The sequence below is a fragment of the Pantoea rodasii genome (assembly GCF_002095465.1).
GTDB classification, from domain to species: domain Bacteria; phylum Pseudomonadota; class Gammaproteobacteria; order Enterobacterales; family Enterobacteriaceae; genus Pantoea; species Pantoea rodasii.
This window is the reverse complement of sequence record NZ_MLFP01000007.1, coordinates 30854-54922: the sequence shown is the minus strand read 5'-3', so window position 1 is coordinate 54922 and position 24069 is coordinate 30854. Positions and strand designations below refer to the sequence as shown.

Here is a 24069-nt window from a genome sequence, read left to right as displayed (position 1 = left end):
ATCATACCTTTCATTTACTTCAGTGCCTAACAGCAACGCGATCAGACAAGGATTAACACTGGCACAACGCCGGGCAGTAAGTTAGTCTCTGAGCCGATTGTCGGCATGATGCCCGTTTTCATGGAAATCCCGAACCGCGTATGAAAAAACAGATCCCTACCCTGCTGGCAACCATGATTGGTGCAGCGCTCTACAGTCAGCAGACGTTCGCCGACGACCTCATGTCGCAGTGTATGCTGGGCGTGCCGAGCTACAACCGTCCACTGGTCAGCGGCGACACCAATTCCTTGCCTGTCACCATCAATTCTGACTCGGCCAAAGGTAATTACCCGAATGACGCGGTTTTCACTGGCAATGTTGATGTGCAGCAGGGCAACAGCCGCTTGCGCGCCGACGAAATGCAGCTGCATCAGCGCCAGCAGGATGGGCAAACCACACCGGTTCGTACCGTGGATGCGCTGGGTAATGTGCACTATGACGACAATCAGGTCATCCTGAAAGGTCCGAAAGCGTGGTCCAATCTGAACACCAAAGACACCAACGTGTGGAACGGTGATTACCAGATGGTGGGCCGTCAGGGCCGCGGCGTTGCCGATCAGATGAAACTGCGTGGCGACAACCGTTACACCATCCTGGAAAACGGCAGCTTTACCTCTTGTTTACCGGGTTCCAACAGCTGGAGCGTAGTGGGTACCGAGGTGATTCAGGATCGCCAGGAAGAAGTCGCTGAGATCTGGAACGCCCGCTTTAAACTCGGCAATGTGCCGGTGTTTTACAGCCCCTATTTGCAGTTGCCGATTGGCGATCGTCGCCGTTCCGGTTTCCTGATCCCGAATGCGAAGTACGGCAGTAATAACGGCTTCGAGTTTATGCTGCCGTATTACTGGAACATCGCACCGCAGGCCGATGCCACCATTACGCCGCATTACATGAGCAAACGTGGTCTGCAATTGCAGAACGAATTCCGCTATCTGACCGTGTTTGGTGCCGGTCTGATGGAGCTGGATTATCTGCCTTCAGATAAGCAGTACGATAACGATAAAGCGGTGCGTGGCATCGCCGAAAATGACAGCTCCGATCGCTGGCTGTTCTACTGGCAGCATGCCGGTGTTTACGAGCAGCACTGGCGCTTCAACGCTAACTACACTAAGGTCAGTGACCCGTATTACTTCAACGATCTCGACTCGAAGTACTACAGCTCAACAGATGGTTATGCGACGCAGAAATTCAGCTTTGGCTACGCGGATACCAATTGGGATGCAACGCTGTCGACCAAGGACTTCCAGGTCTTTGGCAGTACAGATTCTTCTAATATTTATCGCGCGATGCCGCAGCTCGACCTGAACGCCTATCAGAACGATATTGGACCGTTTGATGGCCGCATCTATGCGCAGGCAGTGAAATTCACCAACGTGAATAGCAAAATGCCTGAAGCAACGCGTCTTCACATTGAGCCAACGTTAAACTTGCCGCTTTCGAATGGCTGGGCCAGCCTGGATACCGAAGCGAAGTTCCTGGCGACGCACTACCAGCAAGACAATATTGATCGTTATAACAATAACGAAATCTCTGGTGTCGACAGCACGGGCAACCGGTTAGACAGCTCAGTCAACCGCACCCTGCCGCAATTCAAAGTTGATGGCCGTTTGGTGTTTGACCGCGATATGAACTGGGAACCGGGTTACACCCAGACGCTGGAACCGCGCGTTCAGTACCTGTATGTCCCGTATCGCAACCAGAGCAATATCTACCCGTACGACTCAACGCTGCTGCAAACTGACTACACCGGTTTGTTCCGCGATCGGACCTACAGTGGTCTGGATCGCATCGCTTCGGCTAACGAAGTTTCAACCGGTGTGACCACGCGAATTTATGATAACGATTTGGTTGAACGTTTTAACGTTTCTGTGGGTCAAATCTACTCGTTTACCCCGTCTCGTACCGGCGTAAACCAGACGAGTGAAGAAGATGATACCGGCAGCCTGGTGTGGGCCGGCGATACCTACTGGAAAATCAGCGATCGTTGGGGCGCGCGTGGCGGACTGCAGTATGACACGCGTCTCGATAACGTCGCACAAGGCAACGCCATCCTTGAATACCGTGAGGATGCCGATCGTATGGTGCAGCTGAGCTACCGCTACAGCAGCCCGGAGTACGTGGCACAGGCGTTGAACAACTCCAGCCTGCTGACAAACCCGATCTACAAAAACGGGATTTCACAAGTTGGCGCGACCGCGAGCTGGCCAATTGCTGATGCCTGGTCTTTGGTTGGCGGTTATTACTACGATACCCGCAACAGTCGTCCGGCTGAACAGCTGGTAGGCCTGCAGTACAGCTCGTGCTGCTACGCCATTCGTCTGGGTTACGAGCGTAAGATCAACGGTTGGGAAAACAACGACAGTAAGTATGACAACCAAATCTCATTCAACATTGAGCTGCGTGGTCTGAGTTCCAACTATGGCTTAGGCACCAATGAAATGCTGCGTCAGGGCATCATCCCTTACCAGCGCGCTTTCTGATGTTGTGATATTTGACAGGCTATCCCGCAGTGCGGAAACAACAATGGATAAAGTATGAAGAACTGGAGAATGCTGATTCTTGGTGTGGCGATTACCGCTAACACTGCGTTCGCAGCCCCACAAGTGGTTGATAAAGTTGCCGCCGTCGTGAATAACGGCGTGGTGCTGGAAAGTGACGTTGATAACATGATGCGCACGGTGAAATCACAGGCGCAGCAGGCTCATCAGCAGCTGCCAGATGATAAAACCCTGCGTCATCAGATCCTTGAACGTCAGGTTATGGATAACATCATTCTTCAGATGGGCGAAAAAGCCGGCTTGCAGATCAGCGATCAGCAGCTCGATCAGGCTATTCAAAATATTGCCGCACAGAACAAGATGAGCATGGATCAGCTGCGTAGCCGTCTGGCTTACGACGGCATGAACTACAACGATTATCGTGGTCAGATCCGTAAAGAGATGCTGATTTCTGAAGTACGTAATGGTGAAGTGCGCCGTCGCGTGACCATTCTGCCGCAGGAAGTCGATACGCTGGCAACGCAGATTGGTTCGCAGAATACGCAGGGCACCGAGCTGAATGTCAGCCAGATCCTGCTGCCATTGGCAGAAAACCCGACTCAGCAACAGGTTGACGATCAGGAAGCGCTGGCGCGCCAACTGGTAGGACAGCTGAAAGGCGGTGCGGACTTCGGTAAACTGGCGGTGACCTACTCTGCTGACCCGCAGGCGCTGAAAGGCGGCAACATGGGTTGGGCAAAAATTGAAGAGCTGCCGACCCTGTTCTCGCAAGCGCTGAGCACCGCGAAAAAAGGGGATATCGTTGGTCCGATTCGTTCTGGCGTCGGCTTCCACATCCTGAAAGTGAACGATCTGCGCGGTGAGAGCAAAAACATCTCTGTCACTGAGATGCATGCACGTCACATTCTGCTGAAACCTTCTCCGATTCTCACTGACGCGCAGGCACAAGCGAAGATCGAACAGATTGCAGCTGATATCAAAAGTGGTAAAACCACCTTTGCTGCGGCGGCAAAACAGTTCTCTGATGATCCCGGTTCTGCCAACCAGGGCGGTGATCTCGGTTGGGCGACACCAGACATCTACGATCCTGCCTTCCGTGATGCGTTACTGAAGCTGCAGAAAGGCCAAATCAGCGAGCCGGTGCACTCTTCATTCGGCTGGCATCTGATCCAGTTGATGGACACGCGTCAGGTTGATAAGACCGATGCGGCGCAGAAAGATCGTGCTTATCGTCTGCTGTTCAACCGTAAATTCGCGGAAGAGGCACAAACCTGGATGCAGGAACAACGCGCCAGTGCCTACGTGAAGATTCTGGACAACAATGGTCAGTAATTACCGTGTGGTGATCACGCCCGGCGAACCTGCCGGGATTGGTCCTGATCTGACCGTTCAACTGGCCCAGCGTGACTGGCCGGTTGAACTGGTGGTGTGCGCTGACGCTAATGTGCTGCGTCAGCGCGCCCAGCAACTCGGATTGCCGCTGACGCTGCGCGATTACCAGCCCGATGTAGCTGCGCAACCGCAGCAAGCGGGCACGTTAACGCTGCTGCAGGTTGATACAGCACTGCCTGTTACGCCCGGTGCACTCACTGTGGCGAATGGTCACTATGTGCTGGAAACGCTGGCGCGCGCCTGCGACGGTTGTCTCAACGGTGAATTTGCCGCATTGATTACCGGCCCGGTGCACAAAGGCGTGATCAACGATGCGGGGATTCCGTTCACCGGCCATACCGAGTTTTTCGCTGAACGCGCCGGTGGCGATCGCGTGGTGATGATGCTGGCAACCGAAGAGTTGCGCGTTGCCCTTGCGACCACGCATTTGCCGTTGAAAGATGTCTCTGACGCCATTACCCGCGACAGCTTGCATGAGGTGATTACGATTCTGCATCAGGATTTACAGCAGAAATTCGGTTTACCGCATCCCCATATCTTCGTCTGCGGCCTGAATCCGCACGCGGGCGAAAGCGGCCACATGGGCCGCGAAGAAATTGATACTATTATTCCGGCGCTCGACGAACTGCGTCAGCAAGGTATTCAGCTCACCGGCCCACTGCCGGCCGATACGCTGTTCCAGCCGAAATACTTACAGCATGCCGATGCCGTTCTGGCGATGTATCACGACCAGGGCTTACCGGTGCTAAAATTTCAGGGGTTTGGTCGCGCGGTGAATATCACCCTTGGCCTGCCCTTTATCCGGACTTCTGTCGACCACGGTACCGCGCTGGAATTGGCCGGTCACGGCAAGGCAGAACCGGGCAGCTTTATCACGGCGCTTAATCTCGCCATCACTATGATCAAGAGCAGTAATGAATAATCGCGTCCATCAGGGGCATTTTGCCCGTAAACGTTTCGGTCAGAACTTCCTGAACGATCAGTACATTATCGACAGCATTGTCTCCGCCATTCACCCGCAGAAGGGAGAAGCGATTGTGGAGATTGGTCCCGGCCTGGGTGCCTTAACTGAACCGGTGGGCGAACGCCTCGATGAACTGACCGTTGTTGAGCTGGACCGCGATCTGGCTGCACGTTTGCAGACCCATCCGTTCCTCGGGCCTAAGTTAACCATCTTCCAGCAAGATGCCATGACCTTTGATTTCTCGGCGCTGGCGCAAGAGAAAGGTCAGCCGCTGCGTGTCTTCGGCAACCTGCCGTACAATATTTCGACACCGCTGATGTTCCATCTCTTCAGCTATACTGGTTCGATTAAAGACATGCACTTCATGCTGCAAAAAGAAGTGGTAAACCGTTTGGTTGCCGGACCGGGCAGCAAAGCCTATGGTCGTCTTAGCGTGATGGCGCAGTACTATTGCCAGGTGATTCCAGTGCTGGAAGTGCCACCTGAATCCTTTACGCCGGCGCCGAAAGTCGATTCAGCCGTGGTGCGTCTGATGCCGTACGCACAGCCACCGCATCCGGTCAGCGACATGCGATTACTGAGCCGTGTCACCACGGAAGCCTTTGGTAAACGTCGCAAAACGCTGCGTAACAGTCTTGCTCATATGTTTGCCGCAGGTGCGCTGGATGAACTGAACATCGATGCCTCGCTACGTGCAGAAAATGTCACGGTGGCGCAGTATTGCCAACTGGCGAACTGGCTGGGCAAATATCAGGCAGAAAACCCGGAGAACTAAGTGTATGAGTGAACTGGCCCGCGTCTGTATCCATGTATTGAGCCAATATGTGGAATCGCAATCCTTGCCCGATGAGGATCGCTACGTGTTTGCCTACACCATCACCATTCGAAATCTGGGACGTGCCAACGTTCAGCTACGTAGCCGCTACTGGCTTATCACCAATGGCAACGGTCGTGAGACTGAGGTTCAGGGTGAAGGCGTGGTTGGCGAACAGCCGCACATTGCAGCGGGCGGCGAGTATCAATACACCAGCGGCGCGATCCTCGAAACCCCGATGGGCACCATGCAAGGGCACTATGTAATGGTCGACGATCAAGGTGAAGAGTTTCACGTTGAGATCCCGGTGTTCCGACTCGCCATTCAAACCCACATACATTAATCCCCCTCCGCCCGGCCTGTCCGGGCGGCGCGTTTTGATCGGACTGACGTAATGAGTACATACCTGATTGGCGATATTCACGGCTGTTATGATGAGCTACGTGCGCTGCTGGCGCAGGTCGATTTTGACCCACAGCAAGACGAATTGTGGCTGACCGGCGACTTAGTGGCGCGTGGTCCTGGCTCACTGGATGTGTTGCGCTATGTGAAATCGCTGGGGGATTGCGTGCGCGTGGTGCTGGGCAATCACGATCTGCATCTGCTGGCTGTGTACGCCGGCATCAGCCGTAACAAGCCGAAAGATCGCCTCACCCCGCTGCTGGATGCGCACGATGCCGATGAACTGATCAACTGGCTGCGTCGCCAGCCGTTGTTGCAAGTCGATGAAGAGAAAAAGCTGTTGATGGCGCACGCAGGCATCACGCCGCAGTGGGATCTCGACACCGCGAAACTGTGCGCGCGTGAGGTCGAAGCCGTATTGGCCAGCGATACCTACCCGCTGTTTCTTGATGCGATGTACGGCGACATGCCGAACAACTGGACACCAGAACTCAGCGGCCTGGCGCGCCTGCGCTTCAGCACCAATGCCCTGACGCGCATGCGTTTCTGTTTCCCCAATGGTCAGTTGGATATGATCTGCAAAGAAGCGCCCAATTCTGCCCCTCCTCCGCTGAAACCCTGGTTCCTTGTGCCGGGTAAAATCGGCACTGAGTATACGCAGGTATTTGGCCACTGGGCTTCACTGGAAGGCAAAGGCACACCCGATCACATCGTTGGCCTTGATACGGGCTGCTGTTGGGGCGGGACGTTGACGCTGCTGCACTGGGAGACACAGCAATACCATGTGCAGGCATCGAACCGGGAAAAGGCGATGGCAGAGAGCGCCGTGAGCGCACATCCCCCCTTGAGCGATATGCATTAAAAAAGCCCCACCAATTCACCATTGCGCGACATGCCATAAACAAAAAGCCCCGCAACCTGAGCGGGGCTTTTTTTTATTCACCGTCAATGATGATCCTGAAATTTCCCGGTTGCCATACATGGCGACACGACGACGAAATGACACGATTTTCATAGCGTGCGCATGGGTGCGCATCGGGACAAACATCAACGGCGGTCTAAAATCTCAAAGCAGTAGCTGTGCGAGTTCTGCTCATCGTTGTCGTGAAACTCACTGAAGGTTGACTGCCATTCATCCGGCTCGTAATCCGGGAATTGCGTGTCACCTTCCACTTCTGCATCGATGTGGGTCAGGTAAAGACGATCGGCACGCGCCAGCATCTGCTCGTAAACACGACCACCGCCAATCACCATGATCTCTTCCACGTCACCCGCAGCGTTGACTGCATCCTCCAGAGATGTCACCCAAGTGACGCCATCGTGGGTGCCAGGCTGGCTGCTGACCACAATATTCAGGCGTCCAGGCAGTGGACGACCAATAGATTCAAAGGTCAAGCGACCCATAATCACTGGCTTATTCAGCGTGTTACGTTTGAACCACGCCAAATCGGCTGGCAGGTTCCAGGGCATGGCGTTTTCCATACCAATAATGCGATCGGTTGCCAGTGCCGCGATCAGACTAATCATGTTAAAAGACCTACAGGAAAAAAATTGGCGCAATGATACGTAAAGGCGAAAGTTTCGTCGATAGGCCGACCCCGCTATTTGCGTAAAGCTCCTATGCGACCGCATTTTTGTTATTGGACAGAGTTTTACACCGACTTTCCCACCATACTTGGGAATAGACGCCATATTAGTCCGGCAGGACGCTACAACTCAGGGTGAAATGAGGCTTTGACGTGATGGAGTGTAAAGAAAACCGCACTGTATGCGACAAAGAAAAACGGCTCCCGCAGGAGCCGTTGTCACATCGATTAGAAATCGTAGCGCAGACGCACCAGGTTCATGTTACCCAGTGATTTGTCGGTGCTTGAGGTGATCACGTATTCGTAATCCACCTGGAAGCCGTAGTCGAGTTTGGTGCTGATACCAACGCCGTTGTCGATACGCTTGTAGTTACGTCCATTGACGAACTCCAGACGGTCACCCATGAAGTAAGGCTGGATAGACTTAACCGCATACTGATCGATAGCGAATTTGTAACCAGCGAAGTATTCCACGCCCCACGCATCATCCGCGAAGTAGTTGTTAACGGTGTTTTTCTTGGTTGGTGAGAAGTTCTGATACCAGCCTGCACCCGCAGACAGCGTCCAGGCATCTGGTGTCCAGCTCAGCGCGGTGCCGTAGATGTTCTGGTTGTAATCTTTGCTTTCACCGGTGCTTGGGTTGTGAATATCAGCACGGGTGTAGTTCCACGCCGTACCCCAAGCCAGGTCTTTGGTGATGTGATAGTTCACACCCAGCGAGCCGCCGCCGTTACGCTTGTAGCGCAGGCCGTTACCCGGCAGATAGTTGTTATCTTCAAACAGATATGACGCATAAACATCAACGTCGCCGAAGGTGTTTTTGTACTTCAGCATCTTACGTGAACGGTAAGAACCGTCGTAATCACCGTTGATACCGTTACCCGGTGCCTGGGCCAGCATGTCGTAGTCCCAGATATCGGTTTTCGCACCGACCACATCATAGTAAACGCTGTTCTGCTGGCCAAAGGTCAGCTGACCCCAGGTTTTGCTTTTCAGACCGGTGTATAGCTGACGACGCGTAGTGTTGTTCTGGCCATCGGCATAGTGGTTATCCCAACCCCACCAGGCTGGGAAGTTAACACCCAGCTCGTAGTAGCTGACCCAGCTGATGTCATCAAACAGATAGTAATCAGCAGAGAAACGGAAACGTGAACCGCCGTCGTAGCCATTACGCTTGTAAGATTGATCGCTGACGCCTGCCTGATGTTGGAACTGTGGACGAATACTGCCGCCCACTTTGAAATCAAGACGGCTAAGCGGATCGCCTGCCTGCGGATCCTGCTTCAGCAGGGTAATTTCCGCCTGGCTGGCGAGAGGAGCAGCAACTAACAATGCAGCCACTGCACTGAGGGTGAAAGCACGCATTTTCATTTTTTATATCCCAATTAAGGTGAGCGCTCTATTCATGAGCAAGCCGAATAGTACGGTGCGCTTACTGGGATCTTATTTATAAATTTGTGCGAATAATCCGACATGTAACCAGTACCGCATCAACTGATAAAAACTATGTCAAATCAATAGATTTTTCACATCTAAGCTTATTCAACCACCGATAAACAGGCGAAAAAAAACGGCCCCCTGAGGAGCCGTTATCTGCCGATCAACCTGTTGATTACCCTTTAATTAGGGCATGCATTTCCTGCACTGAAATCACTTTCTCAGTCGGATCCGCATTCAGCGACATCGCGGTAGCAAAACCACCGTTCAGCGTGGTGTCATAATGCACTTTATATTGCAGCGCACTGCGGCGAATCAGTTTGGAATCTTCAATCGCCTGACGACCTGCGGTGGTATTGACGATGTAGGTGTATTCGCCATTCTTCAGACGGTCCTGAATGTGTGGACGACCTTCATGCACCTTGTTCACCAGACGCGGGTTAATGCCTGCTTCACCCAGCACCACAGCGGTACCGTGCGTCGCATCCAACTCAAAGCCTAACTTCTGCAGCTTCGCCGCCAGGTCAACGATACGTTTCTTATCGCCTTCACGCACTGACAGCAGCGCACGACCGGTTTTCTTCATGTTGCTCTGCGCACCCAGCATCGCTTTTGAGAACGCTTCTGCGAAGGTACGACCGACACCCATCACTTCACCGGTAGAGCGCATTTCTGGGCCAAGAATCGGGTCAACGCCCTGGAACTTGTTGAACGGCAGCACCACTTCTTTGACTGAGTAGTAAGGTGGAATCACCTCTTTGGTGACGCCCTGCTCAGCCAGCGTTTTGCCAGCCATCACACGTGCGGCGACTTTCGCCAGCGGCACGCCGGTGGCTTTAGACACGAACGGTACGGTACGCGCAGCACGTGGGTTCACTTCAATCAGGTAAACTTCGTTGTCCTTCACCGCAAACTGCACGTTCATCAGACCGCGCACGTTCAGCTCAAAGGCCAGTTTCTCCACCTGCTGACGCATTACGTTCTGAATCTCAGTGCTCAGCGTGTAAGCCGGCAGTGAACACGCAGAGTCACCGGAGTGCACGCCTGCCTGCTCGATGTGCTCCATGATGCCGCCAATCAGCACACGCTCGCCATCGCAGATCGCATCCACGTCCACTTCGACGGCATCATCCAGGAAGCGGTCCAGCAACACCGGCGCATCGTTGGAAACGGATACGGCGTTCTGGAAGTAGCGCTTCAGGTCGATTTCGTCGTACACGATTTCCATTGCGCGGCCGCCCAGCACATAAGAAGGACGCACCACCAGCGGATAACCGATACCCGCCGCTTTCTCAACCGCTTGCTCCAGCGTCGCCACAGTGGCGTTCGCCGGTTGCTTCAGGTTCAGACGATCAACCGCCTGCTGGAAGCGTTCACGGTCTTCTGCACGGTCGATAGCATCCGGGCTGGTACCAATCACCGGCACACCCGCAGCTTCCAGCGCACGCGCCAGCTTCAGAGGAGTCTGGCCACCGTACTGCACGATGACGCCCTTAGGCTTCTCGATGCGCACGATTTCCAGCACGTCTTCCAGCGTCACCGGCTCGAAGTACAGGCGGTCAGAGGTGTCGTAGTCGGTTGAAACGGTTTCCGGGTTACAGTTCACCATAATGGTTTCGTAACCGTCTTCGCGCAGCGCCAGTGCCGCGTGCACGCAGCAGTAATCGAACTCAATGCCCTGGCCGATACGGTTTGGACCGCCACCCAGAATCATGATTTTGTCACGATCCTGGTTTGGATTGGCTTCACACTCTTCTTCATAGGTTGAGTACATGTACGCGGTATCGGTGGAGAACTCCGCCGCACAGGTATCCACACGTTTGTAAACCGGGTGCAGGTTGAACTGCTGACGCAGCTTACGGATTTCACTCTCCGCCACACCGGCCAGCGTCGCCAGGCGCAGGTCAGCAAAACCTTTACGCTTCAGCGCACGCAAGAAATCCGCGTTCAGTGAGTTAACACCTTCACGTGCAACCTGCTCTTCCAGACGCACCAGCTCTTCAATCTGCACCAGGAACCAGCGGTCGATGTTGGTGAGGTTGAACACGCCATCGACAGACATACCGGCGCGGAACGCATCAGCGATGTACCAGATACGGTCTGAACCGGCATCTTTCAGCTCGCGGCGGATGCGGGTTAAGGCTTCCGCATCATCCAGATCCACTTTCGGGTCGAAGCCGTTAGCACCGACTTCCAGACCGCGCAGCGCTTTCTGCATCGATTCCTGGAAGGTACGGCCAATCGCCATCACTTCTCCCACAGATTTCATCTGTGTGGTCAGACGGTCATTCGCACCGGCGAACTTCTCGAAGTTGAAGCGAGGAATCTTGGTCACAACGTAGTCGATTGATGGCTCAAACGATGCCGGCGTACGACCGCCAGTGATGTCGTTCATCAGCTCATCAAGGGTGAAGCCCACGGCCAGTTTCGCGGCGACTTTCGCAATCGGGAAACCGGTGGCTTTGGATGCCAGCGCTGAAGAGCGCGACACGCGTGGGTTCATTTCGATAACAATCAGACGACCATCTTTCGGGTTCACCGAGAACTGGACGTTCGAGCCGCCGGTTTCCACGCCGATTTCACGCAATACCGCCAGCGAGGCGTTACGCATGATTTGGTATTCTTTATCGGTCAGGGTCTGTGCCGGTGCGACAGTAATCGAGTCGCCGGTGTGGATACCCATCGCATCGAAGTTTTCGATTGAGCAGACGATGATGCAGTTGTCGTTTTTATCACGCACCACTTCCATCTCGTACTCTTTCCAGCCAATCAGCGACTCATCAATCAGCAGCTCATTGGTTGGCGACAGATCCAAGCCACGCTCACAGATCTCTTCGAACTCTTCACGGTTGTAAGCGATACCGCCACCGGTGCCGCCCATGGTAAAGGAGGGACGAATGATGCACGGGAAGCCAACATCTTCGGCCACGGCCAGCGCTTCTTCCATGGTATGCGCGATGCCTGAACGGGCGGTGCCCAGACCGATGCTTTTCATCGCCACGTCGAAACGGCGGCGGTCTTCGGCTTTATCAATCGCATCAGCCGTTGCACCGATCATGGTGACGCCGAACTCAGCCAGCACACCATGACGTTCCAGTTCCAGTGCACAGTTCAGCGCTGTCTGGCCACCCATGGTCGGCAGCACCGCATCCGGGCGCTCTTTTTCAATAATTTTGCGTACCACTTCCCAGTGAATCGGCTCGATGTAGGTCGCATCCGCCATTTCCGGGTCGGTCATAATGGTCGCCGGGTTGGAGTTCACCAGAATGACGCGGTAACCCTCTTCACGCAGCGCCTTACACGCCTGCGCACCGGAGTAGTCAAATTCACATGCCTGGCCGATAACGATCGGGCCAGCGCCAAGGATCAGGATGGATTTTATGTCTGTACGTTTTGGCATCGTGGGCTCCTGATTACTTCGCGTTAGAACGGTAAGCTTCGATCAGCTCAATAAAGTGATCGAACAGTGGCGCCGCGTCATGCGGGCCTGGGCTCGCTTCAGGGTGTCCCTGGAAGCTGAACGCCGGTTTGTCTGTGCGGTGAATGCCCTGCACGGTTTGGTCGAACAGTGAAACGTGTGTCACACGCAGATTCGCCGGCAACTGGCTGTCATCTACTGCAAAACCGTGGTTCTGCGCGGTAATCATCACGACATTGTTGTCGAGATCTTTCACCGGGTGGTTGCCGCCGTGATGGCCGAGCTTCATCTTCACAGTTTTCGCGCCACTGGCCAGGGCCAACAGCTGATGGCCGAGGCAGATACCGAACACCGGAATATCGGTTTTCAGGAAGGCCTGAATGGCGTTGATGGCGTAGTCACACGGCTCCGGGTCACCCGGGCCGTTCGACAGGAAAATACCGTCTGGGTTTAAGGCTAAGACGTCTTCCGCCGAGGTTTTGGCCGGAACAACGGTCAAACGGCAGCCGCGATCCACCAGCATGCGCAGGATGTTGCGCTTGGCGCCAAAATCGTAGGCCACCACGTGGAAAGGCAATTCTTCTGCCGTTTTCTGCTCAGGCAAATCCCCTTCCAGTGTCCAGCTACCCTGCTGCCACGCGTAAGTTTCCGCGGTGGTGACTTCTTTCGCCAGGTCCATGCCTTTCAAGCCAGGGAACGCCTGCGCTTTTTGCAGCGCTAAGGCCGCATCCGGATTATCACCCGCAATAATGCAGCCGCTCTGTGCACCCTTCTCGCGCAGCAAACGGGTCAGTTTGCGCGTATCGATATCGGCGATGCCAACAATGTTATTGCGCTGCAAGTAGGCTGACAGGCTTTCTTCGCTGCGGTAGTTGCTGGTGATCAGCGGCAGGTCACGAATAACGAGGCCTTGAGCATGGATTTGGCTGGATTCTTCATCGGCGGCATTAACGCCAACATTGCCGATATGGGGATAAGTGAGGGTAACAATTTGGCGGGAATAGGAAGGATCAGTGAGGATTTCTTGATAACCAGTCATTGACGTGTTGAAAACGACTTCCCCCACTGCCGAACCCGTAGCCCCGATGGCCCGACCGTGGAATTGGGTTCCGTCTTCCAGAACCAAGAGCGCTGACTTAATCAAAACATCCTCCAGGGAATAAACAGTCACAATATTTGCATATTAATTCAAAATACATGCCCGAATCAATGCAAAATCCGCGTGAGTGCTCGAATTTTGGCAAATTGCGCGCATTCTAATGATCGACCTGCTGCTTGTCTACCCTGAGGGTGAGTTTTTTTGTCTATTTCGGGCGATTGAATGTTAAAAGCGTTGAAAGGCGATAAAAGAGTGATAAAACCTGGAAAATAAACGGTTGCGCGGCGGCAATAATCGTAAAGTCGTGCTAGCGAGCATAAATTTTTGACCATTTGGTCAAAATTAGCCTTCTACCGACAAATAAATAGCCAATAACTTCATAAAAATAGCCTCACAGAGATAAAACGCCACGAAGCCTTTATTTTTACACAAAATAAAGGGCAGCTAACTAGCTGCCCTATTCAATCAACATCTTACCGATTGAAATAACCACATCACGATGGTTCACAACACTCACAACATCGATAAATCCAGCACGTCACGCATATCGTAAAGGCCAGATTTCTTAGTCTTTAGCCAGACTGCGGCTTTAACGGCACCATTAGCAAAGGTCATGCGGCTTGAAGCCTTGTGGGTAATCTCAACACGCTCGCCAATATCAGCAAACATGGCAGTATGTTCCCCAACGATATCGCCCGCGCGCACCGTGGCAAAACCAATGGTTTGCGCTTTACGCTCGCCGGTGTGTCCTTCACGCGCATAGACCGCGTGCTCATCCAGTTTCCAGCTCATGGCATCGGCAATCGCTTCACCCATGGCCAGTGCGGTACCTGATGGTGCATCAACTTTATGACGGTGATGCGCTTCGACGATTTCAATATCAGCGTAATCGCCCATCACTTTGGCGGCCTGCTGCAGCAAATTCAGCACCAGGTTAACGCCGACGCTAAAGTTAGCGGCAAACACAATGCCGATCTCTTCCGCAGCCGCGCGAATAGCTTCTTTGCCTGCGTCATCAAAACCGGTGGTACCAATCACCATCGCCTTACTGTGCTGACGGCAAAACGTCAGATACTCCAGCGTGCCTTCCGGGCGAGTGAAGTCGATCAGTACATCAAAATCATCGACCACTTTCAGTAGGTCATCGGTTATTGCTACACCGACTTTGCCGATCCCCGCCAACTCACCGGCATCAGAGCCCAGCAGCGAAGAGCCGCTACGTGCCAGCGCTGCGCCCAACACCACGCCATCGGCCTGCTGCACGGCCTGAATTAAATTGCGTCCCATGCGGCCCGGCGCACCAACGATAGCAATGCGGATATCACTCATAATTATTCATTCCTGATACAAATCTATGCATGCAAAGCGTAAACAGGTTAACGGTCAGATAACCGTCACGCCACAATAAAAAAGGGATATAAGAATTTTATGCCAGCCGCCAAACATTATCAGTAAATGCAATCCCACCGGCTGGAAGTGGTCAATTTGGACAACGGCAGATAAAGAAAAGGCCGAACAATGTCGGCCTGATTCAGATGCGGTTGCAATCGCTTACTGCACGTTGCGCACTTCGACGCGCAGCTCTTTTGGCACTTCAAACACAATGTTCTCTTCGCGCCCAATCAGCTCAATCGCCGCTTCACCGCCATACTCCTTCAGGCGCTGGATCACCTGCTGCACCAGAATATCCGGAGCCGAGGCACCCGCCGTGACGCCAATAATCTGCTTGTCTTTGACCCACTCTTCCTGGATGTCATCGGCTGAATCAATCAGCTTCGCCAGTTTACCCGCACGCTGTGCCAGTTCGGCCAAACGGTTAGAGTTAGAGGAGTTCTTTGATCCCACCACCAACACCACTTCCGCATCTCGTGCCAGCACGCGGACGGCTTCCTGACGGTTGGTGGTGGCGTAGCAGATGTCATCTTTACGCGGGCCGATGATCGCCGGGAAGCGCTGACGCAGCGCATCAATCACTTCAGACGTGTCATCCACGGATAAGGTGGTCTGCGTCATAAAGCACAGATTCGCCTCATCTTTGACACTCAGCTTGAATACGTCTTCCGGCGATTCCACCAGATACATGCCGCCGTTGGGGTTGTTGTATTGCCCCATGGTGCCTTCCACTTCCGGATGGCCGGCATGACCAATGAGAATGGCTTCCACACCTTTACGACTGGCGCGCGCCACTTCCATATGCACCTTTGTCACCAGCGGACAGGTGGCATCAAACAGCATCGTGAGATTGCGCGCTTTCGCTTCCGCCCGCACCGCCTGAGAAACGCCGTGAGCAGAGAAGATCAGAATGGCATCGTCCGGCACTTCGCTGATCTCTTCGATAAAGATTGCACCGCGCTCGCGCAGGCTGCTGACCACATAGCGGTTATGCACCACTTCATGACGCACATAAATCGGCGCGCCGTACATCTCCAGCGCGCGCTCCACGATACTGATGGCGCGATCCACGCCTGCGCAGAAACCGCGAGGGTTAGCTAACAGGATTTGCATCACTGGCCTCCAGTACCGGATCGATCTCCAGCACTTCAATTTCGAACTGAATGCGCTGGCCGGCCAACGGGTGGTTGAAATCTACGGTGATTGAATCACCCGAAATTTCACGAATGACGCCCGGCATTTCGCTGCCACCTCTGCCGCTGAACAGCATAATGGCACCCACTTCCGGCTCTCCGGCATCGTTAAAGTCACGGCGCGAAAAGTACTGAACCAGGTCCGGGCTGATGCCACCAAAGGCATCATCAGGTGCCAGCGTAAAGGCGTGCTTATCGCCAACTTTACGCCCCACCAACTCGTTCTCCAGCGCCTCTGACAGGCTGCCATCACCCAGACAGAACAGCGCAGGTTTGCCGTTGGCACGCGTGGATTCGGCCGTAGAGCCATCCTCCAGCTTGAGTGTGAAATGCACCAGCAACGCGCTATCGCGCTGTACGGACTCAGTCATTTGTTACCCTTTCTCTTTGACCTGTTTGTCTTTCGGGGTGAGGAAACCCTCCAGCACCACCAACGCTGCACCAATACAGATGCCGCAGTCAGCGATGTTAAAGGTGGCGAAATGCCAGTCACCGATATAGAAGTCGATGAAATCCACCACGAAACCGTGGTAAGCACGGTCAAACAGGTTACCCAACGCCCCGCCGATAATCAGCGCGTAGGCAATATTGGCTATTTTGTTGTGAGCCGCATTGCGATACATCATGACCACCAGCGCGACCGCAATCGCAATGGCGATACCGGCGAAGAACCAGCGCTGCCAGCCGCCTTTATCCGCCAGGAAGCTGAACGCCGCGCCATAGTTGTGCGCGTAGAACAGATTCAGAAACGGTATCAGCGGTTTGGTTTCATGCAGCATCATGTTGCTCATGATCCACTGCTTGCTGGCGAAATCGATCGCGATGACCACCAGCACCAGCCATGACCAACGTAATCCGGTAGAGCACAGCTTACTCATCAGGCAAATTTCCGCACTTCACCGTTGCCGGCTACGTTGGTGTAACAACGTCCACAGACCGCAGCATGCTCCGGATTCTGGCCGACGTCAGTAGTGTAATGCCAGCAGCGTGGACATTTCTCGCCTTCTGCTTTGTGCAGCGCAATTTTCAGACCTTTCAGTACTTCGCTCTGCTGTGCTTCATCGCTGGCGGTGACGTAATCTGCCACGGTCGCGCCGGAAGTCAGCAACACAAAGCGCAGTTCATCGCCCAGCGCCTGCAGTTTGGTCGCCAGTTCGGCGTCCGCGTACAGTGTTACCGTGGCTTCCAGTGCGCCGCCGATACGTTTATCGCTGCGCGCCTGCTCAATCACTTTGTTGACTTCGCCACGCACTTTCAGCAAGTCATCCCAGTAAGCATCGTTCAGTGCTTCGTTATCCGCCAGACCAAACAGGCCTTCATACCACTCTTCGGTGAACACGTATTTAGCGCGATCGCCCGGCAGGTAGCCCCAGATTTCGTCAGCGGTGAAGGACATGATCGGTGCCATCCAACGTACCAGCGCTTCAACAATGTGCCACAGCGCGGTCTGGCAGCTGCGACGCGCCAGGCTGTCGCCTTTGGCGGTGTACTGGCGGTCTTTGATCACATCGAGATAGAACGAGCCCATCTCGATGGAGCAGAAGTGCATCAGGCGCTGTACCACTTCGTGGAAATCGTAGTTGTCGTAAGACTGCACGATGTCTTGCTGTGCAGCCAGCGCGCGGCCCACGGCCCAGCGATCGACCACAACCATCTCTTCCGGCTTCACGCAATCCGTCGCCGGATTGAAGCCCGCAAGGTTAGCCAGCAGGAAACGCGCGGTGTTACGGATACGGCGATAGCTGTCCGCAGCACGTTTCAGGATTTCGTCGGAAACGGCCATTTCACCGGAGTAATCGGTAGAGGCCACCCACAGACGCAGAATATCCGCACCCAGTTTGTCCATGACGTCCTGCGGCGCCACGGTGTTACCGATAGACTTGGACATTTTACGGCCCTGACCATCGACGGTGAAACCGTGCGTCAGTACCTGACGATAAGGCGCTTTGCCTTTCATCGCGGTGGAAATCATCAACGATGACATGAACCAGCCGCGATGCTGATCTGAGCCTTCCAGATACATATCCGGGGTATGGCCACTAAATTCTGAACGCGCATCCACCACGGAATAGCTGGTTGAACCGGAATCGAACCACACATCCAGCGTGTCCGGCACTTTGACGTAGTTGTAGGCATCGTCGCCCATCAGATCGCGCGCATCAAGATCCCACCACGCCTGAATGCCATCCTGCTCAACGCACTTCGCGACTTTCTCCATCAGCTCCAGCGTATCCGGATGCAGCTGCTCGGTCTCTTTGTGCACGAACAGCGCCATTGGCACGCCCCACGTACGCTGACGCGAGATACACCAGTCTGGACGGTTCGCCACCATCGCTTCGATACGCGCCTGGCCCCAGTCCGGGATCCACTGCACGCCTTTGATCTCTTTCAGCGACTGCGCACGCAGGCCTTTCTGATCCATGCTGATGAACCACTGCGGAGTGGCGCGGAAGATGATCGGGGTTTTGTGACGCCAGCAGTGCGGATAGCTGTGCAGCAGTTTCTCAACGTGCAGCAGTGCGCCTTTCTCTTTCAGCAGCTCAACGATCATGTCGTTGGCTTTAAAGACATTCACGCCGTCCAGCGTTGGATAGGTGCCTGGCAGATACGCGCCATCCGGCCCGACCGGGTTAGCGGTTTCCAGACCGTATTTCTGACCAATCACATAGTCATCCGGGCCGTGGCCAGGTGCGGTATGTACTGCACCGGTACCCGCTTCCAGCGTAACGTGTTCGCCCAATACGACTTTGGACTGGATATGCTCAAGGAACGGATGCTGGAACAGCTGCAGCTCAAGCGCTGCGCCGTTGCATTCGCCCAACACCGTCCACTCAGTGATGCCCGCGCGCTTCATCACGCTCTCAACCATCTCTTTAGCGAGAATCAGGCTGCGGCCTTCGATCTGCAGCAGCTGGTATTCGAACTCCGGGTGCAGAGAGATACCGCGGTTGGCAGGCATGGTCCACGGCGTTGTGGTCCAGATCACCAGTGAAATTGGCCCTTCGGAGGCAGCAACACCGAATTTGGCGCGCACCGCATCGGCATCCAACGCGTTGAACATCACGTCAATGGAAGGTGAAGTTTTGTCGTAATATTCGACTTCCGCTTCAGCCAGCGCTGAACGGCAATCCATGCACCAGTGCACCGGCTTCGCGCCTTTGTGCAGATGGCCGTTGCCAATGATTTTACCCAGCGCACGGATGATGTTGGCTTCGGTTTTGAAATCCATGGTCAGGTACGGACGATCCCAGTCGCCCAGTACGCCCAGACGGATGAAGTCCTTCTTCTGGCCTTCAACCTGTTCTGCAGCATAGTTGCGGCAGGCGGCACGGAATTCCGCGGCGGTCACTTTCTCGCCTGGCTTACCGATCATCTGCTCAACTTTGTGCTCAATCGGCAAGCCGTGGCAGTCCCAGCCAGGAACATACGGCGAGTCATAGCCCGCCATGCCTTTCGACTTAACGATAATGTCTTTCAGAATCTTGTTAACGGAGTGACCAATATGAATGCTGCCGTTCGCATAAGGAGGGCCATCATGCAAAATAAAGGTTTTTTTCCCTTTCTTGGCTTCGCGGATGATGCCGTACAGGTTGTCATCAGTCCAACGTTGCAGCATTCCCGGTTCGCGTTTGGCCAGGTCGCCACGCATCGGGAACCCCGTTTCCGGCAAATTCAGGGTAGATTTATAGTCACTCATCAGATTCTCGGTTCCGTATTTCGGTCATTAAGCCGGTGCGTTAAGCCCAAAGAATTGGCGGGCCGTCACCACATCTTTCGCAATTTGTTCTTTCAGCGCGTCCAGCGAAGCGAAACGCTGTTCGTCGCGAATCTTCTGTTTCAGCACCACATCGATGTGGTGCCCATAAAGATTCATATGTGTGTCGAGCAGGTGAACTTCAAGCTGCTGACGCAGACCTTTTACCGTGGGGCGTGTGCCAATATTGGCGACGCCGGGAATGGGCTTCTCGCCCAGGCCTAAAACTTCAACCGCAAATACGCCTTTCACCGGCGTTACCGTGCGGCGTAAAGGGATATTTGCGGTGGGAAAACCAATGGTGCGCCCCAGTGCATCGCCGTGCACCACGCGCCCTGAAATGCTGAATGGATGGCCCAACAGCGCTTCCGCCTGCGCAAAATCATCCTGCGCCAGTGCCTGGCGTACTGCAGTGCTGCTGATACGCTTGCCGCCATCACAATAGGTTTGGGTGCTGATGACTTCGAAGCCATACTCGACACCGGCTTTCTGTAATAACAGGAAATCCCCCTGGCGACCAGCGCCAAAGCGGAAATCGTCACCCACGGCCAGGAACTGCACGTTGAGCTTATCGACCAACAGTTCGGCGATAAAACTCTGCGCGGAGTGCGCGGCAAAGCGGCGATCAAAGCGGACACACAGCACAGCATCGACGCCGGCTTGTTCGAGATACTTCAATTTTTCACGCAACCGCGTCAGACGTGCTGGCGCTTTGTCACCGGCAAACAATTCAAGCGGTTGCGGTTCAAACAGCATCACCACCACCGGCAGGTTGCGTTGACGTCCCTCAGCAATCAATTCCGCCATCAAAGCCTGATGGCCGCGATGGACGCCGTCGAAATTGCCAATGGTCAGGACGCAGCCGCGATGCTGCTCTTTCAGATTATAAATACCGCGGATAAACTTCATGGCTGACTCAAACCGGTGGAAATCGGCGGATTATACCCTTGAATGGCCTTCAGGTTAACCCGTATACGTTCCTTTCCTGCTTCTGTTGCAGTGTAATACGCATGCAACCCCTTGCTCAGGCAGGTATTGAAGATTTTTAGTGCGAAATACTGTATTCGCGGACGTGTTGCTGGTAGAATCCTGCGCCATCAATTACGTAATCAAGCGCCGTTGTTAAAACGACGCTTATTTGCACAAATCCATTGACAACAGAAGGCGCAAAAGGCATAGTCCTCGGCCTTTGATTTGTCCATATAGATCACATTTGGGAGTTGGACCTTGGCTAATATCAAATCAGCTAAGAAACGCGCCGTAACATCTGAGAAACGTCGCAAGCATAACGCAAGCAACCGTTCAATGATGCGTACTTTCATCAAGAAAGTATACGCGGCTATCGCAACAGGCGACAAAGCTGCTGCGCAGAACGCATTCAACGAAATGCAACCAATCGTGGACCGTCAGGCTGCTAAAGGTCTGATCCACAAAAACAAAGCTGCACGCCATAAAGCAAACCTGGCTGCACAGATCACCAAACTGGCTTAATCGCCATTTAGGTAATCGCTTTGTCAAAAGAACCGGCGCTTAGCCGGTTTTTTTATGCCTGCAATTTGGCAAAAAGAGAGGAGGCCTTAGCCTCCTTTTCTTTAACGTAGCTTCATCCGCAGCAGGGTAAATCCGATCACCGCTGACAGCAGCGACCCGCTGAGAATCCCCAGTTTCGAGAACGTCACCAGCTCCTCATGCGCCGCATCAAAGGCCAGCGAGCTGATGAATATCGACATGGTAAAGCCAATGCCACACAGCACGCCTATCGCCATGATATCGCGTATCGTGGTGCCACTCGGCAATACCGCCAGCCGCCACTTCACCGCCAGCCAGCAGAACAGCGTGATACCCAACGGTTTCCCGATTAGCAGACCAAGAATGATGCCCAGCGGCTCCGGTGACAGCACATCACCGAAGGTAATACCGCTTAACGATATCCCGGCATTGGCGAAGGCAAACAGCGGCAGAATCAGCCAGTTGACCCACGGCATCAAACCGTGCGCCAGATGTTCTGCAGGAGAGTGCCCTTCCTTCTCTTCCAGCGGTACAAAGAAGCCGACCACCACACCCGCCAGCGTGGCATGTACGCCGGATTTCAGCACCGCTGTCCACAGCACCATACCCACCAACATATACACCGCAATATTGCGTACACCACAGCGATTCAGGATGGCCAGCAACACAATCGCACCCGCCGCCACGCTCAACGACAGCACAGACAAATCGCTGGTGTAGAACAGCGCGATAATCACAATCGCGCCGAGGTCATCGATAATCGCCAACGCCATCAGGAACACTTTCAGTGCAGTAGGTACGCGACTGCCGAGCAGCGCCAGCACGCCAAGTGCAAAAGCAATGTCGGTAGCGGTAGGGATCGCCCAGCCGTTACGCGCAATCTCATCACCGTGGTTGAAGAACAAGAAGATCAATGCCGGCGCGACCATGCCGCCCACGGCAGCAATCACCGGGAAGATGGCGCGATCACGACTCGCCAGTTCGCCGGTCATCAGCTCACGTTTAACTTCAAGACCGATCACCAGGAAAAACAGCGCCATCATGGCATCGTTAATCCACAGCAGCAGGTTTTTGCTAATATCCAGCGCACCAAAGCGAATCTGTACCGGTTCAGCCAGGAAAGATTGGTAGCCGCCAGCGGTAGACGGGTTATTAGCAAGAATCATTGCAGCGACCGCTGCCAGAATTAATACGATACCGGTACTGGCATCGCTCTCGATAAAGCTTTTGAGTAAGCTTCGAATATTGCGGGGTTTGTTCACAACTCCTCCTGAGTAGGGACATGTCGCCCGGTAGTTTAGCGGCGTAACCACCTCGTTAAAAGCGTAATAAAGCCAATGAGTAAAATGCAGGCATAAAAAAGCGGAGAGCTTCCTCTCCGCTTCATTATGGCTCGCTAACCCGATTAACGGGTCAGGTCGTCAAAGAACTTTTTCACGCCGTCGAAGAAGCTTTTGGAGCGCGGGCTGTTTTTCTCACCCGATGGGCCACCAAAGCTCTCTTCCAACTCACGCAACAGCGCTTTCTGTTTGTCGTTGAGGCTAACCGGCGTTTCCACCACCACACGACACAGCAAATCACCGACCGCGCCACCGCGTACCGATTTCACACCTTTACCGCGCATGCGGAACAGCTTGCCGGTTTGCGTTTCCGACGGCACTTTCAGCTTCACGCGACCGTCCAGGGTTGGCACTTCAATCTCGCCACCCAGGGCTGCCATCGCAAAGTTGATCGGCACTTCACAGTACAGGTTGTTATCTTCACGTTCGAAGATCGGGTGTTTCTTCACCGATACCTGAACGTAGAGATCGCCTGCTGGTGCACCGTGCTCACCGGCTTCACCTTCACCGCTCAAACGAATACGGTCACCGGTATCCACACCCGCCGGGATTTTCACTGACAGCGTTTTGCTGCGCTCAACACGGCCATGACCATGACAGGCGTTGCACGGATCTTTAATCACCGAACCGCGGCCATGACAGGTTGGACACGCCTGCTGCACAGTGAAGAAACCCTGACGCATCTGTACCTGACCAGCACCATGACAGGTCGAACAGGTCTGCGGTTGCGTACCCGCTTTAGCGCCGCTGCCGTGGCAGACATCACACTCTTCCAGCGTTGGAATGCGGATCTCTTTGGTCACGCCGCGTACCGCTTCTTCCAGCGACAGCTCCATGTTGTAGCGTAAATCGGCGCCACGGGCAGCGCGCTGACGGCGGCCACCCCCAAAAATATCGCCAAATACGTCGCCAAAGATATCGCTGAAGTCAGCACCACCGCCGCCACCGAAGCCGCCACCACCACCGCCCATGCCACCTTGTTCGAAGGCTGCATGACCGTACTGGTCATAGGCCGCGCGCTTTTGCGCATCGGTCAGGATTTCGTAGGCTTCTTTAACTTCTTTAAACTTCGCTTCGGCTTCTTTGTTATCCGGGTTACGGTCCGGATGGTATTTCATCGCCAGGCGCTTATAGGCCTTTTTGATTTCACGCTCATCTGCGGATTTAGAGACGCCTAAGATCTCGTATAAATCACTCTTAGCCATTTTGTTCTGCCCTTAACATGATCGCAC

Annotated in this window: 19 protein-coding genes; 7 read left to right on the top strand and 12 right to left on the bottom strand. The window is 54.1% G+C overall.

Features of this window, described 5'->3' with window-relative positions; translation table 11 throughout:
- Positions 1-140 precede the first annotated feature (140 nt).
- From lptD to apaH, 6 genes are read left to right on the top strand one after another with little or no spacing between them, the layout of a single operon-like run.
- Complete coding sequence (gene lptD / locus HA45_RS11485; protein ID WP_100704557.1) at positions 141-2519, top strand: LPS assembly protein LptD; 2379 nt, start codon at positions 141-143, stop codon at positions 2517-2519.
- A 54-nt stretch (positions 2520-2573) separates the two neighbouring features.
- Entirely contained in the window at positions 2574-3869 is a 1296-nt protein-coding gene (surA, locus tag HA45_RS11480; RefSeq protein ID WP_100704556.1) for a peptidylprolyl isomerase SurA, read from the top strand.
- Entirely contained in the window at positions 3859-4851 is a 993-nt protein-coding gene (gene pdxA, locus HA45_RS11475; protein WP_100704555.1) for a 4-hydroxythreonine-4-phosphate dehydrogenase PdxA, read from the top strand. The genes surA and pdxA overlap by 11 nt, the downstream gene beginning before the upstream one ends.
- Positions 4844-5668 (top strand): 16S rRNA (adenine(1518)-N(6)/adenine(1519)-N(6))-dimethyltransferase RsmA, encoded by an 825-nt coding sequence (rsmA, locus tag HA45_RS11470; RefSeq protein WP_100704554.1) that lies wholly within the window; start codon positions 4844-4846, stop codon positions 5666-5668. The genes pdxA and rsmA overlap by 8 nt, the downstream gene beginning before the upstream one ends.
- A 4-nt stretch (positions 5669-5672) precedes the next feature.
- On the top strand, positions 5673-6050 hold the full coding sequence (gene apaG, locus HA45_RS11465) for a Co2+/Mg2+ efflux facilitator ApaG/CorD (RefSeq protein WP_100704553.1): 378 nt from the start codon (positions 5673-5675) through the stop codon (positions 6048-6050).
- A gap of 51 nt (positions 6051-6101) precedes the next feature.
- A complete protein-coding gene (apaH, locus tag HA45_RS11460) occupies positions 6102-6971 on the top strand; it encodes a bis(5'-nucleosyl)-tetraphosphatase (symmetrical) ApaH (RefSeq protein ID WP_100704552.1) in 870 nt (289 codons plus the stop codon).
- A gap of 185 nt (positions 6972-7156) precedes the next feature.
- On the opposite strand, the gene folA is transcribed toward apaH, so the two are convergent.
- The 10 genes from folA to ribF all read right to left on the bottom strand — a co-directional run bounded on the left by folA (position 7157) and on the right by ribF (position 20897).
- On the bottom strand, positions 7157-7636 hold the full coding sequence (gene folA / locus HA45_RS11455) for a type 3 dihydrofolate reductase (protein ID WP_100704551.1): 480 nt from the start codon (positions 7634-7636) through the stop codon (positions 7157-7159).
- A gap of 287 nt (positions 7637-7923) precedes the next feature.
- Complete coding sequence (locus HA45_RS11450; protein ID WP_100704550.1) at positions 7924-9066, bottom strand: porin; 1143 nt, start codon at positions 9064-9066, stop codon at positions 7924-7926.
- 241 nt (positions 9067-9307) lie between these two features.
- On the bottom strand, positions 9308-12532 hold the full coding sequence (gene carB, locus HA45_RS11445) for a carbamoyl-phosphate synthase large subunit (RefSeq protein WP_100704549.1): 3225 nt from the start codon (positions 12530-12532) through the stop codon (positions 9308-9310).
- Positions 12533-12545: 13 nt separating this feature from the next.
- Complete coding sequence (carA, locus tag HA45_RS11440; RefSeq protein WP_100704548.1) at positions 12546-13694, bottom strand: glutamine-hydrolyzing carbamoyl-phosphate synthase small subunit; 1149 nt, start codon at positions 13692-13694, stop codon at positions 12546-12548.
- A 468-nt stretch (positions 13695-14162) separates the two neighbouring features.
- Positions 14163-14978, bottom strand: a complete 816-nt coding sequence (dapB, locus tag HA45_RS11435) for a 4-hydroxy-tetrahydrodipicolinate reductase (protein ID WP_100704547.1) — start codon at positions 14976-14978, stop codon at positions 14163-14165.
- Between the two features lie 222 nt (positions 14979-15200).
- A complete protein-coding gene (gene ispH, locus HA45_RS11430; RefSeq protein ID WP_100704546.1) occupies positions 15201-16154 on the bottom strand; it encodes a 4-hydroxy-3-methylbut-2-enyl diphosphate reductase in 954 nt (317 codons plus the stop codon).
- Positions 16135-16605: an FKBP-type peptidyl-prolyl cis-trans isomerase gene (gene fkpB / locus HA45_RS11425; RefSeq protein ID WP_100704545.1), complete on the bottom strand. Its 471-nt coding sequence runs from the start codon at positions 16603-16605 to the stop codon at positions 16135-16137. Before fkpB ends, ispH begins: the two co-directional genes overlap by 20 nt.
- Positions 16606-16608: 3 nt before the next feature.
- Positions 16609-17112, bottom strand: coding sequence for a signal peptidase II (lspA, locus tag HA45_RS11420; RefSeq protein WP_100704544.1), 504 nt, complete (start codon positions 17110-17112; stop codon positions 16609-16611).
- Positions 17112-19931: an isoleucine--tRNA ligase gene (ileS, locus tag HA45_RS11415; protein ID WP_100704543.1), complete on the bottom strand. Its 2820-nt coding sequence runs from the start codon at positions 19929-19931 to the stop codon at positions 17112-17114. Before ileS ends, lspA begins: the two co-directional genes overlap by 1 nt.
- A 27-nt stretch (positions 19932-19958) precedes the next feature.
- Positions 19959-20897 (bottom strand): bifunctional riboflavin kinase/FAD synthetase, encoded by a 939-nt coding sequence (ribF, locus tag HA45_RS11410; protein ID WP_100704542.1) that lies wholly within the window; start codon positions 20895-20897, stop codon positions 19959-19961.
- A gap of 318 nt (positions 20898-21215) precedes the next feature.
- On the opposite strand from ribF, the gene rpsT reads away from it, so the two are divergent.
- Entirely contained in the window at positions 21216-21479 is a 264-nt protein-coding gene (gene rpsT, locus HA45_RS11405; protein WP_034826107.1) for a 30S ribosomal protein S20, read from the top strand.
- 101 nt (positions 21480-21580) lie between these two features.
- Here the strand turns inward: rpsT and nhaA are convergent, their stop codons facing one another.
- A complete protein-coding gene (nhaA, locus tag HA45_RS11400) occupies positions 21581-22759 on the bottom strand; it encodes a Na+/H+ antiporter NhaA (protein WP_100704541.1) in 1179 nt (392 codons plus the stop codon).
- A gap of 143 nt (positions 22760-22902) precedes the next feature.
- Positions 22903-24042, bottom strand: a complete 1140-nt coding sequence (gene dnaJ / locus HA45_RS11395) for a molecular chaperone DnaJ (RefSeq protein WP_100704540.1) — start codon at positions 24040-24042, stop codon at positions 22903-22905.
- Positions 24043-24069 lie beyond the last annotated feature (27 nt).